Genomic DNA, 13,222 nt, shown 5'->3' on the forward strand with positions numbered 1-13,222 from the left:
ACGCATCGGGGTCCGCGCCCGCGGGCTGCTAAACTTCGCAGCCCACGGGCCTATAGCTCAACGGTTAGAGCAGGGGACTCATAATCCCTTGGTTGCAGGTTCGAATCCTGCTGGGCCCACCAGATGCTGATGTCCGTTTCCAACTCAAAGCGGTAGGGGGAAGCCGTGCGACATGAGCTCTACCAGCTGCTTAGCCGCCTTGAATCCGCCGGCATCAGCTTTACGCTGGGGCGGTATCGCGCGGACACAATCCTTGTTTCCCTGACTCTCGTGGGCGAGCGCGTGGAGGTAGATGTGTTCGAGGACGGGCACATGGAGGTCGCGCGGTTCACCGGCACCGAGGACATCGTGGGCGACGTGAAACTCGTCGAGCAACTCATTGCTGCGGACGCTGAGTGACTTGCCGATAGCGGGCATGCGATACAGAGCGCTCGGCCTTGGCGGCGCGTTCAGCGGTTCGTTCCCGGCTCGCGCCCTTCACCAGCCCCTTCTCTGGTGCCAAGTATCTTCAGCGGGCCGATGCCTGTGCCACCCGTGTGTAGTCGGGCTGATCGGCGAACGAGCACTCAGTCGGCACACGCGCGTCCGGAATGAATCACTCGACACCTGACTGGACCACTTACCGAACTCGCGCCTGAGGTTGCCGGCGATCCTCCCAAAATCCAAGCACCGCGAGGGTTAGGACATGGCAACAAAAGCCAAGCAACCCAACATTCTTGTAATGTGGGGCGACGACATCGGTCAGTCGAATCTGAGTTGTTACACGAAAGGCCTTATGGGCTATCGCACGCCCAACATCGACCGGATCGCGAAGGAGGGCATCATCTTCACGGATGCCTACGCGGAGCAAAGCTGCACTGCGGGCCGCGCGTCGTTCCTTACCGGACAATGCGGCCTGCGGACCGGGCTCACCAAGGTCGGCCTACCCGGCGCAGGACTCGGGCTCAAGGCAAAGGACATCACCGTCGCCGAAGCCCTCAAGGGGCTGGGCTATCGCACCGGCCAATTCGGAAAGAACCACCTGGGCGACCTGGACGAGCACCTGCCGACCATGCATGGTTTCGATGAGTTCTTCGGCAATCTCTACCACCTGAATGCCGAAGAAGAGCCCGAACACGTCGATTATCCGCTCGATCCCGAGTTCAAGAAGAAGTACGGGCCGCGCGGCGTGCTGCATTGCTGGGCCGACGGCAAGGGCGGGCAGAAGATCGAGAACACCGGCCCGCTCACGAAGAAGCGGATGGAAACCTGCGACGAAGAGTTCATGGAGGCCGCCAAGAAGTTCATCAAGGCCGCACACAAAGCCGGCGAACCGTTCTTCGTCTGGTTCAACACCTCGCACATGCATGCCTTCACGCACGTGCATCCGGATTGGCGCGGGAAGGCCGGGCACTGGCAGTCTGAGTACCACGACACGATGCTGTACCACGACGATTGCATTGGCCAGATGCTCGCTCTTCTCGACGAGCTCGGCATTGCGGACAACACGTTCGTGCAGTACAGCACCGACAACGGGCCGCATATGAACACCTGGCCGGATGCCGGAACCACGCCATTCCGCAACGAGAAGAACTCGAGTTGGGAAGGCGCCTACCGCATCCCGTGCATGGTGCGTTTTCCTGGCAAGATCGCGGCCGGGTCGGAGTCCAACGAGATCGTCAGCCATCAGGACTGGTTCCCCACCCTCCTCGCGATCGCCGGCGATGCGGACATCAAGGAAAAGCTCAAGAAGGGCTACAAGGTCGGCGACAAGACCTTCAAGGTGCACCTGGACGGTTACAACCTGCTGCCGTATCTGACCGGCAAGGAAAAACAGAGTCCGCGCAAGTCGTTCATCTACTTCACCGACGAGGGCGAGGTCGCTGCGCTGCGCTACGACAACTGGAAGATGTTGTTCATGGAGCAGCGCGTCCCAGGCACGCTGAAGATCTGGCAGGAGCCGTTCATCACGTTGCGCACGCCATACATCTTCAATCTGCGGACAGACCCGTACGAGCGTGCGGAGATCACCTCGAACACCTACTACGACTGGATGTTCCGGCGCATCTACCTGCTGGTACCGGCGCAAGCCTACGTCCAGGAGTTCCTGATGAGTTTCAAGGAGTTCCCCCCGAGCCAGAAGGCGGCCAGCTTCAATCTGGAGAACGTGCTCGCCAGTCTGGAGAACGCCTCGTCCGGCGGCGCGTGACGATCCGTAACGTCGCCGCACTGAGTACAGGCAAGCACAAAGCCCGCGGCGATTGCGGGCTTTGTGCGTGGATGGCGGGCTTGATTCAGGCGTACCAGCGACGCCTATGGGACTTCTACTCCCTTGGTCCCAGGTTCGAATCCAGCTGGGCCCACCCGTGTCCGCGCCAAACGGCCAGAGATTTGCGCCCGCGCGAGTTCCGGCAGGTGGAGTGATACCTCAGCGAAAAGGGATTGGGCTAATCTCGGCCCGACCACCTTCGCGACGAGTGCGCCATGCAGACCACGGTTGCGACTTACGGGTCGGACAAGAACGGGCTGATCTGGGGCTATCGGTTCACGCCTGAGGGCGTGGCCGAGATCATTGATGCCGATGCCGTGCCGATCTTCCTCGGAACGCAGGAAGAGGGCGCGGACGGGGCCTTCCTGTGGCTGCATTTCTCGTTGTCCAACCAGGCGACCGATCGCTTCTTCCGGCGGTCGCTGCAGTTGCCCGAAGGTTTCCTCGAATCGCTGCGCAGCGAAGTGGGCTCCACGCGCCTGGAGTTGGACGATGATCGCCTGGTCGCGGTCGTGCACGACGTCCTGTTCGAGTCGGCATTCGACGCGTCGGACGTGGGCACGACCAGCCTGTGCATCTCGCCCAACATGGTGGTCAGTGCACGACTGCGGCCGCTGCGTTCGGTCGACCAGCTGCGCAGTGCCGTGCGGTCTGGGCAGAAGTTCCGCTCGCCCGTCGAACTGCTTGCGCACCTGTTGCGCGATCAGGCCAGCGTGCTGGGTGACATCGTCCGCAAGTCCAGCGCCAGGGTCGATCAGATCGAGGACCGTCTGCTCGCGAACCGTGTGTCGACGGACCGGAAGGAGCTGGGCTCGCTGCGCAGGACATTGGTGCGATTGCAGCGCTTGCTCGCCCCCGAACCCACCGCGCTCTTCCGCCTGCTGAACCGTCCGCCGGCCTGGATCAGCCGGGACGACGTGGCCGATCTGCGACAGGCTGCCGAAGAATTCTCCACGGCGATCGGCGACTCGGCGACACTGGTCGAACGCGTCAAGCTGATCCAGGAAGAGCTTGCTGCGCTGGTCAACGAACAGACCGGGCGCACGTTGTTCGTACTGACCGTGGTTACGGTGCTGGCGCTGCCGATCAACCTGGTCGCCGGATTGTTCGGCATGAACGTGGGCGGCATGCCCCTCGCGCACAGCGCTCGAGGATTTTCAGTCATCGTGACCTTCCTCGTCGCATTGACGGCGGTACTGGCGTACCTGGCCTTCGGAAAGCGTCGTGACTGACTAGTCCGGTCGCACGAGTGCCTTCCACGGCACGACAGCGTTCAACTGAGTCGTCACCCACTGGCGGTCTTCGTCGCCGGCCCACGAAAGGACTCGATGTGCCTGGTCGCGGTAGACGGACATCAGCTCGTCCTCGCTCAGGGATTTACGCCAGAGCGGAATGGAGGCGCGCATCGCGAACAAGTCGGACGCAAGTTCGTCTCGAGACTTCTGCATGGATCAGTCTCCGCATGGGTGGCGGTCGGAGAATACCGTGCCCAAACTTCAGCACCGAGACGGCTTAGCCTCTCTTCGACGAACGGCGCTGCCGACAGAACGGTGGCCTGTTAAGCGTCGAATCTTTACGGGCAATTTACGCGCGGCGGGTGAAAGCGAATAGAGGTTTTACGCGCCCCAGGCCGAGAATTTCGCCGTGGCCAAGAAGGGCCTCGTCGATTCAAGCAGGGGTATATGAAGCATTTCATTCTCCGTGCGCGCGAGCTGCGTACGTATCTTCCGTTTGGCGTTCTTGCCATCGTTGGAGCGCTTTCGCTTGGCGCTACTGCGCGCGCGGCCGACCTGAGCGGCAGCGCTGCGCTGACCAGCGACTACGTCTGGCGCGGCACCACCCAGACCCAGGGCGACGCTGCCGTGCAGGCCGGTTTCAAGCTGGCCAGCGAGTCCGGCTTCTACGGCTCGGTCTGGGGTTCGAACGTGGAATTCGCGCCCGAAACGCATGCCAGCAGCGAGCTGGACTTCACGGTCGGCTGGGGCGGCGAGATCGCGCCGAACTGGGCGCTGGACGTGAACCTGCTGCGCTACCAGTACCCGTCCACCACGGTGGACCTCAACTGGACCGAGCTCAACGGCACCGTGACCTATGCGGGCAACTACTGGTTGTCGCTGGGCTACTCGCCCGAGGCGCTGGGCAGTGACGAAGACGGACTGTATACGCAGCTCGGCGCGAAGTTCCCGATCAACGATGTCTTCCGCATCGAGGCCGCAGCCGGCTACTACTACCTGGAAGACATCTACGGCGAGAGCTACCTGCATGGACAGCTCAGCGCGGTGTGGACCGTGAAGGCGCCGCTGGAACTGCGCGTGACGGCACACGCAACCGATTCGAACGCCGAAGACATCTTCGGCAAAGACTTCGCCGGCGACCGCATCGAAGCGGCCGTGCAGGCGTCCTTCTGATCTGAAAGGAGAACTGGTATGCCCGGCTGGCTTGCCCTGGTTTGCAGCGTGGCGGTAATCGTGGCCGCCGCCTACCTGTTGTACGTCGTTCTTCGTCCCGAAGATTTCTAAGGCAACTGCCGCCATGCCGCTTATGCGGGGGCCAGCGTCTTCTTCGGAAGGATCTGAAGGACGTTTGGCCCCCGCCTCCCGTGGATGACGGCGAGAGAACACTCACATGACCGAGATTCTTCTTGTATTCGTTCTGGCGATCGCCCTTGGCTGGCCGCTCGGACGCTACCTCGCACGCGTGATGCGCGGCGACCGTACATGGCTGGACGCCGCGCTCAATCCCATCGAGGGCGCCATCTACAAAGCCATCGGGACCGACCCGAAGCGTGGCATGACGTGGCGCGGCTACGCCAAGGCGTTCGTGTTGAGCAACCTGGTGGTCGGACTGGTGGTCTGGATCCAGTTCATGACCCAGGCCTGGCTGCCGTTCAATCCGGACGACATCCCGAACATGCGCTGGGATACCGCGCTGCACACGATGGTGTCGTTCCTCACCAACACCAATCAGCAGCATTACTCCGGCCAGGCGCAGCTGAGCTACCTGTCGCAGATGGTCGGCATCGTCGGCCTGCAGGTGGTGACGCCAATCATGGGCCTGGCGATGGTGGTGGCCACGTTGCGCGGCCTGTTCGGTGGGCGTCAGGCGATCGAGGAGCGCGCCGGGCATTCGGCCGTCGCTGGCCACGCGTCCTCGCCCGAAGGCGACCGCGATCTTGGCAACTACTGGGCCGACGTGACCCGCGCGACGCTGCGCTTCATGCTGCCGCTGTGCCTGGTGTGGTCGCTTCTGCTGACGTGGCAGGGCGTTCCGTCCACGCTCGAAGGCGGGCCCACGGTAGCGCCGGTCGATGCGTCGGTGGAAATGAAGGAGCAGAAGATCCCGCTGGGTCCGGTCGCTCCGATGGTGGCTGCCAAGCAGCTCGGCTCCAATGGCGGTGGCTGGTATGGCCCGAACAGCGCCGTGGCGCTCGAGAACCCGACGCCGCTGTCGAACGTGATCGAGATGCTCGGCATCGTGCTGATCCCGGTGGCCATCACCTTCATGGTCGGCCCGCTGGTGCGCCGCCGGAAGCTCACGGCCATGGTGTTCGGCACGATGCTGCTGATGTCCGTGGTGACGACCGGCTTGTCGATGTGGTCGGAGGTTTACTCCTCCACGGCCGCCGATCCGGCGGTGATGGAAGGCAAGGAAGTCCGGCTCGGCGTCGCGACGTCCGCGCTCTGGTCGAGCCTGACCACCCAGGTGAACAACGGCTCGGTCAATGCCATGCACGACTCGATGGCGCCGCTGACCGGTGGCATGTCGATGATCAACATGCTGATCAACAGCATCTGGGGCGGCATCGGCTGCGGTCTGCAGCAGTTCCTGGTCTACCTGATGCTGAGTGTGTTCCTTGCCGGCCTGATGACCGGGCGCACACCGGAGCTGTTCGGTCGCAAGATCGAAGCCCCGGAAGTACGACTGCTGGCATTGCTGATCCTGCTGCAGCCGCTGGTCGTGCTGGGCTTCAGCGCGGTGACGCTGGCGATTCCGTCGATCACGGGTAACTCCAATCCCGGCTTCCATGGCATCAGCCAGGTGTTCTATGAGTACACCTCGGCATTCGCCAACAACGGATCGGGTTTTGAAGGCCTGGGCGACGCGACCTACTGGTGGAACCTGAGCTGCTCGGTCGTGCTGGCATTGGGCCGGTTCCCGGCGCTGATCGTTCCGTTGGCCGTTGCGGGCCTGCTGGCACGCAAGCGCGTGGCCCCGGAGAGCAGCGGCACGCTGCACGTGGAAACCCCGACCTTCGCGCTGACGCTGGTGGCCGTGGTGGTGATCCTGACGGTGCTGCAGTTCACGCCCGCCCTCGTCATGGGCCCGATCGCCGAACACCTGACTTTCTACAGCGCCGCCTCGGCGACGCCGTGAGGTAATGAACGTGACTGAGACTACACAAACCCATCTGGGCAACGCCCGCCGTCAGGCTGTGGCGGGCCTCGACGGCGCGGCGCTTCGCACCTCGCTGATCGAGTCCTTCCGCAAGCTGGCTCCGCGCCAGGCGCTGAAGAGCCCGGTGATCGCCATCGTACTGCTGGGAACCCTCCTGTCGGCGCTGATCACCTTCGCGGTGCCGGGCAATCTCGCGTTCGGTTCCGCGGTGACGGTCATCCTGTTCATCACCGTGCTGTTCGCCAACTTCGCCGAGGCCATCGCCGAAGCGCGCGGCCGTGGCCAGGCGGCGTCCCTGCGTGCGGCACGTCGCGATCTGGTGGCGCGCCGACTGAGCGGTCGCACCCGAGTCAGTGGCGAAAGCCGCGTCTCGGCATCGACGCTTCGCCCGGGCGACTACGTCATCGTGTCGGCGGGTGAGTTCGTGCCCGCCGACGGCGAGATCGTCGAGGGCGTTGCGACCATCAACGAGGCCGCCGTCACCGGCGAGTCCGCGCCGGTGCTGCGTGAGGCCGGTACCGACCGTTCCGGCGTGATCGGCGGCACCAAGGTGCTGTCGGACGAGATCATCGTGCAGGTCAGCGCCGAGCCAGGCCAGAGCTTCCTGGACCGCATGATCGCGCTGGTGGAAGGCGCCAATCGCCAGAAGACGCCGAACGAGATCGCGCTGACCATGCTGCTGGCGGCGATGACGTTGACCTTCCTGATCGTGGTCGCGACGCTTCCGGCGCTGGCCGGATTCGTCGGCGCCAAGCTCGATCCGCTGCTGCTGATCGCACTGCTGGTGTGCCTGATCCCGACCACCATCGGCGGTCTGCTGCCCGCCATCGGCATCGCCGGCATGAACCGCGCCCTCGCGGCCAACGTGCTCGCAAAGTCGGGCAAGGCCGTGGAAGTGGCTGGCGACGTCGACGTGCTCCTGCTCGACAAGACCGGCACGATCACCTATGGCGACCGTCAGGCCACGCAGTTCCATCCGCTGGCGGGTGTCGAGATGGCGCGCCTGCGCGAGGCAGCGATGCTGTCCTCCCTGGCCGACCCGACGCCGGAAGGCAAGTCGATCGTGAAGCTTGCACGCGAGCAGGGCAGTGCGCTGCAGGACCCGGCCGATGCGAACTACGTGCAGTTCACCGCACAGACGCGCATGTCGGGCGTCGACCTGAAGGATTCAGACCTGGAAGGCGGCATCCGCGTTATCCGCAAGGGGGCGGGCGATGCGATCGAACGCCAGGTACTCGGGCTGGGTGGACTCGTTCCCGCCGAACTGAAAGGTCGCATCGAGCAGATCGCGCGCGCCGGTGCCACGCCGCTGGTGGTGAGCGAAGGCCGCCATATCCTGGGCGTGATCGAGCTGAGCGACGTGGTGAAGCACGGCGTCAAGGAGCGCTTCGCACGGCTGCGCGCGATGGGCATCAAGACGATCATGATCACCGGCGACAATCCGCTCACCGCCGCGGCCATCGCCGCCGAGGCCGGTGTCGACGACTACATCGCCGAGGCCAGGCCGGAAGACAAGCTGGCACGCATCCGTGCCGAGCAGGCCGGTGGCCGGCTCATCGCGATGGTCGGCGACGGCACCAACGACGCGCCCGCACTCGCGCAGGCCGATGTCGGCCTGGCGATGAATTCCGGAACGCAGGCGGCGAAGGAAGCCGGCAACATGGTCGATCTGGACAGCGATCCGGCCAAGCTGCTGGCGGTGGTCGAAGTCGGCAAGCAGCAGCTGATCACGCGCGGCGCGCTGACCACGTTCTCGCTCGCCAACGACGTGTCGAAATACTTCGCGATCCTGCCGGCGCTGTTCGCCGCCGCGATTCCGCAGATGGCGGCGCTGAACATCATGCAGCTGTCCAGCCCGGCCAACGCCGTGCTGGCCGCGCTGATCTTCAACGCGATCATCATCCCGGCGCTGATTCCGCTGGCACTCAAGGGCGTGCGCTTCAAGCCCGCCAGCTCGGTGGCGTTGCTGCGCCGGAACATGCTGATCTACGGCGTCGGTGGCGTGCTGCTGCCGTTCGTGGGAATCAAGCTGATCGATCTTGCACTTGTTGCCATGGGGCTTTGACATGACTTCCCTGACCTCCACTCTGCAATCGAACGCGGCCCCGGTGGCCGTTCTCGAAGAAGGAACGACCCTGCGTGCGAGCCTGGTGCTCACCGTGGTGATCCTCGTCGGCTTCGGCTTCCTGTACTCCTTGGCCGGGGCGGCGCTGGGTCGCGTGGTGTTTCCTCACCAGGCGACCGGCAGTCTGGTCGCCGTCGATGGCAAGGCCCGCGGCTCCGAGTTCGTGGCCCAACCCTTCGGCGACGCACGCTACTTCCAGCCGCGTCCGTCGGCCGCGAACTACGACCCGATGGCGGCGGCCGGCAGCAACCTGGCCCGCAGCAATCCCGACCTGCGCAAGCGCATGGATGAGCTCAGGCTCGCCGTCGCACAGCGTGAAGGCATCCCGGCCGGGCAGGTTCCCGCGGAGCTGATCACGCAGTCCGGCAGCGGCATGGACCCGCATCTGTCGCCGGCCGGCGTGCAGGTGCAGATCGCGCGCGTCGCCAAGGCGCGTGGCCTGGAATCCGCGGTCGTGTCCGGGCTGGTCAATGCCAATACGGAACCTGCCCAGTACGGTGTGCTCGGCGAGCCGCGCGTCAACGTTCTCAAGTTGAACATCGCGTTGGACGCGCTGCAAAAGAAGTCGTGATGCGCGTAGCGGGAGCCGGGCCTCCGCCTGGCTCCCGCTTTCGCAACGGAGCCAAAGCAGAAGGTGACACCGTGATTGAACGCAGCGCGGCACAACGCACGGAGCAGGCCGACGCCCTTATCGGCGAGCTGCAGCGCCAGGGCTCCGGGCGACTGACCATCTTCCTCGGCGCGGCGCCGGGTGTGGGCAAGACCTACGCCATGCTGGGACGCGCACGGGAACTGCAGCGCCGCGGCACCGACGTGGTCATCGGCATCGCCGAAACGCATGGTCGCGGTGAGACGGCGGCCTTGCTGGAGGGGCTCGAAATCCTTCCGAAAAAGCACATCGCTTACCAGGGGCGGCAGCTGGAAGAGCTCGACCTGGATGCGCTGCTGGCGCGCAAACCCAAGGTCGCACTGGTCGACGAACTGGCGCACCGGAACGTTCCCGGCAGTCGTCATGAACGCCGATGGCAGAATGTGCTTGAACTGCTGGACGCCGGCATCGACGTCTATACGACGATCAACATCCAGCATCTTGAAAGCCTCAACGACGTCGTTCACCGCACCACCGGGGTGCGGGTCAGCGAGACCGTACCGGATGCCGTGTTTGATCGCCTTCGTGACATCGTGCTGGTCGACCTGCCACCACGCGAACTGATCGAACGCCTGCAGCAGGGCAAGGTGTACGTTCCCGAGCAGGCCGCCCAGGCGCTGCAGGCGTTCTTCTCGCCCAGCAACCTGACCGCGCTGCGCGAGCTGGCCATGCAGACTGCGGCCGACCGGGTCGACAGCGACCTGCGCGAGGCACAAGCGGCGCGCGGCCTGCCGGGCATGCCGCTGCGGCGCGGCGTGATGCTGGCGATCGACGGCATGGGTCAGTCCGAATACCTCGTGCGGGTCGCCCGACGCTTGGCCGAACGACGCGATGCGCCGTGGACCGTCGTGACGGTCCAGAGCGGCGTCCCGAACGAAGCGCAGCAGCTGGAGCTGGAGCGCGCGTTCGCCCTGGCCAGAAGGCTGGGCGGCGACACGCAGGTGCTTCACGGCAACAGCATCGTGGACGCACTTCTCGACCAGGCCGCGCGATCCAGCATCAGCACGATCGTGCTTGGCCGGACGCGCGAGCGGCCTTTCGCACGGATGATCAACCGCACGCTGACGCAACAGCTGCTGCAACGCGGTGCGCATTACGAACTGACCATTGTCAGTACGCCTGAGGCGCGTGCCCGATCCCGCCGCTCATGGCGCACGCTCAAGGGGCACCTGAACGCCAACGACGCGCTGCTCGCCGTGGCATCGGCCACGCTGGCCACTGCGTTGGCCTGGTTCGCGGAGCGCTGGCTCGCGCTCGACGACCTGTCGCTGATCTTCATCGTTGCCGTCGTACTGGTGGCGGCGCGGACACGGATGACGGCAGCCGTGCTCGCCGCGGTGCTGTGCTTCCTGGCCTACAACTTCTTCTTCATCGAACCGCGCTTCACGTTGCTGATCGGTGCCCGACAGGGCGTCATCACGGTGGTGCTGTTCCTTGTCGCTGCCCTGGTCGCCGGCCGGCTCGCATCCAAACTGCGCATGCAGGTCGTCGCGCTCCGCGCGGCGAACACGCAGGCGACCGCATTGCAGACGTTGGGGCGTCAGCTTTCGACCGCGGCCGACCTTGGCCAGGTGGCACAGGCCGGGCGGGCCGCGTTGAAGCGATCGTTCGACGCCGACGTCATGCTCCAGATCGATGAGGAGCTGGAGCAGGCAACGCAACTCGGCGAGAAGGATCGTGCCGCCGCCGACTGGGCCATGCGCAATCGCCAGGCGTCTGGACGTTACACCGACACCCTGTCCGCCTCGGAGTGGTGGTTCGTGCCGCTCGCGTTGGGAGAGCGTCGAACCGGGGTCGTCGGCCTGCGGTTCCCCCCGCAGGCGCATCGCCTGGGGGCGGAGCAGCGTGGGTTGGCCGAGGCAATGGCGGAAGACATCGCGCAGGCCGCCGTCCGCACCCAGCTCGTTTCGGATCTGGAGAATGCCCGCGTCACCAACGAGACCGAGCGTTTGCGTTCCGCTTTGTTGTCATCGGTATCGCACGACCTGCGGTCGCCCCTGGCGTCCATCATCGGCTCCGCGAGCAGCCTCGACCATTACGGTGCCGCGATGAGCGAACAGGATCGCCATGGGTTGCTGGAGACCATCCGCATCGAGAGCGAACGTCTGGATCGCTACATCCAGAACCTGCTCGACATGACGCGACTCGGGCACGGTGGCCTGACCCTGAAACGGGACTGGATCGGGGTCGATGAGCTGATCGGATCGGCGGTGACCCGCCTGCAGCGCTACGAGCCACAGGCCCGCTTCAACGTGTCCATCGAGCCCGGCCTCGCGCCGATCTGGGTTCACCCGGCGCTGATCGAACAGGCGCTGTTCAACGTGCTTGAAAACGCCGCGAAGTTCTCGCCAGCGAACGATGCGGTGGACGTGGACGCCCGTACCGTGGACGGAAACCTGCGGCTCGACGTGCGCGACCGCGGTCCCGGCATTCCCGAAGATGAACGCCGTCGCATCTTCGACATGTTCTACAGCGTCGAGAACGGGGATCGGGGCCGCAAGGGCACTGGCCTTGGGCTTGCGATCACACAAGGCATGGTCGGAGCGCACGGCGGAAGCGTCGAGGCGTTGGCGGGAGCAGGCGGTCATGGCACGACCATCCGAATCACGCTGCCGAGGATCGAGCCCTAGTCGTCGGGAGTGAGGCATGAGCAGCAACAGCCTGTCGGCACGGGTTCTCGTCATCGACGACGAGCCACAGATCCGCCGCTTCCTCGACATCAGCCTGCGCGCGCAAGGCTATAGCGTGGCGATGGCTGAAAACGGCCAGAGCGGATTGGAAGCCCTGGCGACGCAGGGCGCCGACCTGGTGATCCTGGACCTGGGGCTGCCGGACATCGACGGGCAGGACGTCCTGCGTCGGATCAGGCAGTGGTCGTCGGTTCCGGTGATCCTGCTGACCGTGCGATCGGACGAAACATCGAAGGTGTCGGGGCTCGATGGCGGCGCCAACGACTATGTGACGAAGCCTTTCGGTGCGCAGGAACTCATGGCGCGCGTTCGTGTCCTGCTGCGTACCCATGCGGTCGGTGCGGAGACGCCGATCCCCGTGTTCGACGACGGCCGGCTGTTCATCGACCTGGCCCGGCGGGAAGTGAGGATCGAAGGGGAGGTGGTGCCTTTGACGCGCAAGGAGTTCGCGATGCTTGCGCTGCTTGTGCGGCACGCTGGCCGCGTCGTGACGCAGCCGCACATCCTGAGGGAGGTCTGGGGCCCCAGCCACGAAGAAGATACGCACTATCTCCGGATACTGGTCGGCAAGCTCCGCGGGAAGCTGCGCGAGGATGCGACCCAGGTTCGCTACATCGCGACGGACGCGGGTGTCGGATACAAGTTCATCGGTGCATCGAATCGGGTGTAGCGCCGTCGGTGGAGACATCCCGCCGTCCAATCAGCGCCAGATGTCGAATCGCCACGCTCATCGCGATCCTGCAGCCGGAGCCGAAGTCGCCGCTGATGGCGATCGTGGCGAGCGGTTGGCGACTGGAGCGCAGATCCAGATCCAGCAACTGGCCGCTGCGCTCGTGGATCTCGACGTACGGAACCGTGAGATGGTCGAGCGCATCGCGAAGGGACCGAAGGGCACCGTCCGGCGCCAAGTCCAGTTCACCCGGGTTGAGCAGGACGAGGTCGCTCGTTTCACACGTGCGGCCACGAAGCGAATCCACCAACGCCCCGAGGGAGGGGCTTGCCCGATAGCTCAGACAGTGCCCGCACAGTTGCGCCGCGCGCCACAGCCCCGCAGCGGTCTGTCCGTCGAGATGAGTGCTGGCCGCTCCCGGCCCCTGAAGGAATAGAACTCTCAT

Annotated in this window: 12 protein-coding genes and 1 tRNA gene; 11 read left to right on the forward strand and 2 right to left on the reverse strand. The window is 64.8% G+C overall.

The window, feature by feature from the left end; translation table 11 throughout:
• Window positions 1-46: 46 nt before the first annotated feature.
• The 4 genes from QLQ15_RS05615 to QLQ15_RS05630 all read left to right on the forward strand — a co-directional run bounded on the left by QLQ15_RS05615 (window position 47) and on the right by QLQ15_RS05630 (window position 3,480).
• Window positions 47-122 (forward strand) — tRNA-Ile (locus tag QLQ15_RS05615).
• A gap of 43 nt (window positions 123-165) precedes the next feature.
• Window positions 166-399 carry a hypothetical protein gene (locus tag QLQ15_RS05620; protein ID WP_283211852.1) on the forward strand — a complete coding sequence of 78 codons (234 nt, stop codon included), beginning with the start codon at window positions 166-168 and terminating at the stop codon, window positions 397-399.
• Between the two features lie 286 nt (window positions 400-685).
• Entirely contained in the window at window positions 686-2,188 is a 1,503-nt protein-coding gene (locus tag QLQ15_RS05625; RefSeq protein ID WP_283211853.1) for an arylsulfatase, read from the forward strand.
• A gap of 275 nt (window positions 2,189-2,463) precedes the next feature.
• Window positions 2,464-3,480, forward strand: a complete 1,017-nt coding sequence (locus QLQ15_RS05630; RefSeq protein WP_283211854.1) for a transporter — start codon at window positions 2,464-2,466, stop codon at window positions 3,478-3,480.
• Here the strand turns inward: QLQ15_RS05630 and QLQ15_RS05635 are convergent, their stop codons facing one another.
• Window positions 3,481-3,696, reverse strand: coding sequence for a hypothetical protein (locus tag QLQ15_RS05635; RefSeq protein WP_283211855.1), 216 nt, complete (start codon window positions 3,694-3,696; stop codon window positions 3,481-3,483).
• A gap of 234 nt (window positions 3,697-3,930) precedes the next feature.
• On the opposite strand from QLQ15_RS05635, the gene QLQ15_RS05640 reads away from it, so the two are divergent.
• The 7 genes from QLQ15_RS05640 (at window position 3,931) to QLQ15_RS05670 (ending at window position 12,777) form a co-directional block, all read left to right on the forward strand.
• A complete protein-coding gene (locus QLQ15_RS05640) occupies window positions 3,931-4,656 on the forward strand; it encodes a TorF family putative porin (protein WP_283211856.1) in 726 nt (241 codons plus the stop codon).
• Window positions 4,657-4,674: 18 nt separating this feature from the next.
• Window positions 4,675-4,767 (forward strand): potassium-transporting ATPase subunit F, encoded by a 93-nt coding sequence (locus QLQ15_RS05645; protein ID WP_158984036.1) that lies wholly within the window; start codon window positions 4,675-4,677, stop codon window positions 4,765-4,767.
• A 106-nt stretch (window positions 4,768-4,873) separates the two neighbouring features.
• Window positions 4,874-6,622 carry a potassium-transporting ATPase subunit KdpA gene (gene kdpA, locus QLQ15_RS05650; protein ID WP_283211857.1) on the forward strand — a complete coding sequence of 583 codons (1,749 nt, stop codon included), beginning with the start codon at window positions 4,874-4,876 and terminating at the stop codon, window positions 6,620-6,622.
• A gap of 58 nt (window positions 6,623-6,680) precedes the next feature.
• Window positions 6,681-8,708, forward strand: coding sequence for a potassium-transporting ATPase subunit KdpB (kdpB, locus tag QLQ15_RS05655; RefSeq protein WP_432277844.1), 2,028 nt, complete (start codon window positions 6,681-6,683; stop codon window positions 8,706-8,708).
• A gap of 1 nt (window position 8,709) precedes the next feature.
• Window positions 8,710-9,339 carry a potassium-transporting ATPase subunit KdpC gene (kdpC, locus tag QLQ15_RS05660; RefSeq protein WP_283211859.1) on the forward strand — a complete coding sequence of 210 codons (630 nt, stop codon included), beginning with the start codon at window positions 8,710-8,712 and terminating at the stop codon, window positions 9,337-9,339.
• Window positions 9,339-12,047 carry a sensor histidine kinase gene (locus tag QLQ15_RS05665; RefSeq protein ID WP_283213944.1) on the forward strand — a complete coding sequence of 903 codons (2,709 nt, stop codon included), beginning with the start codon at window positions 9,339-9,341 and terminating at the stop codon, window positions 12,045-12,047. Before kdpC ends, QLQ15_RS05665 begins: the two co-directional genes overlap by 1 nt.
• 16 nt (window positions 12,048-12,063) lie before the next feature.
• Entirely contained in the window at window positions 12,064-12,777 is a 714-nt protein-coding gene (locus QLQ15_RS05670; RefSeq protein WP_283211860.1) for a response regulator, read from the forward strand.
• Here QLQ15_RS05670 and QLQ15_RS05675 read toward each other — a convergent pair.
• A complete protein-coding gene (locus QLQ15_RS05675) occupies window positions 12,752-13,222 on the reverse strand; it encodes a hypothetical protein (protein ID WP_283211861.1) in 471 nt (156 codons plus the stop codon). The genes QLQ15_RS05670 and QLQ15_RS05675 overlap by 26 nt on opposite strands.

The organism is Lysobacter stagni (assembly GCF_030053425.1).
GTDB lineage: Bacteria > Pseudomonadota > Gammaproteobacteria > Xanthomonadales > Xanthomonadaceae > Lysobacter_J > Lysobacter_J stagni.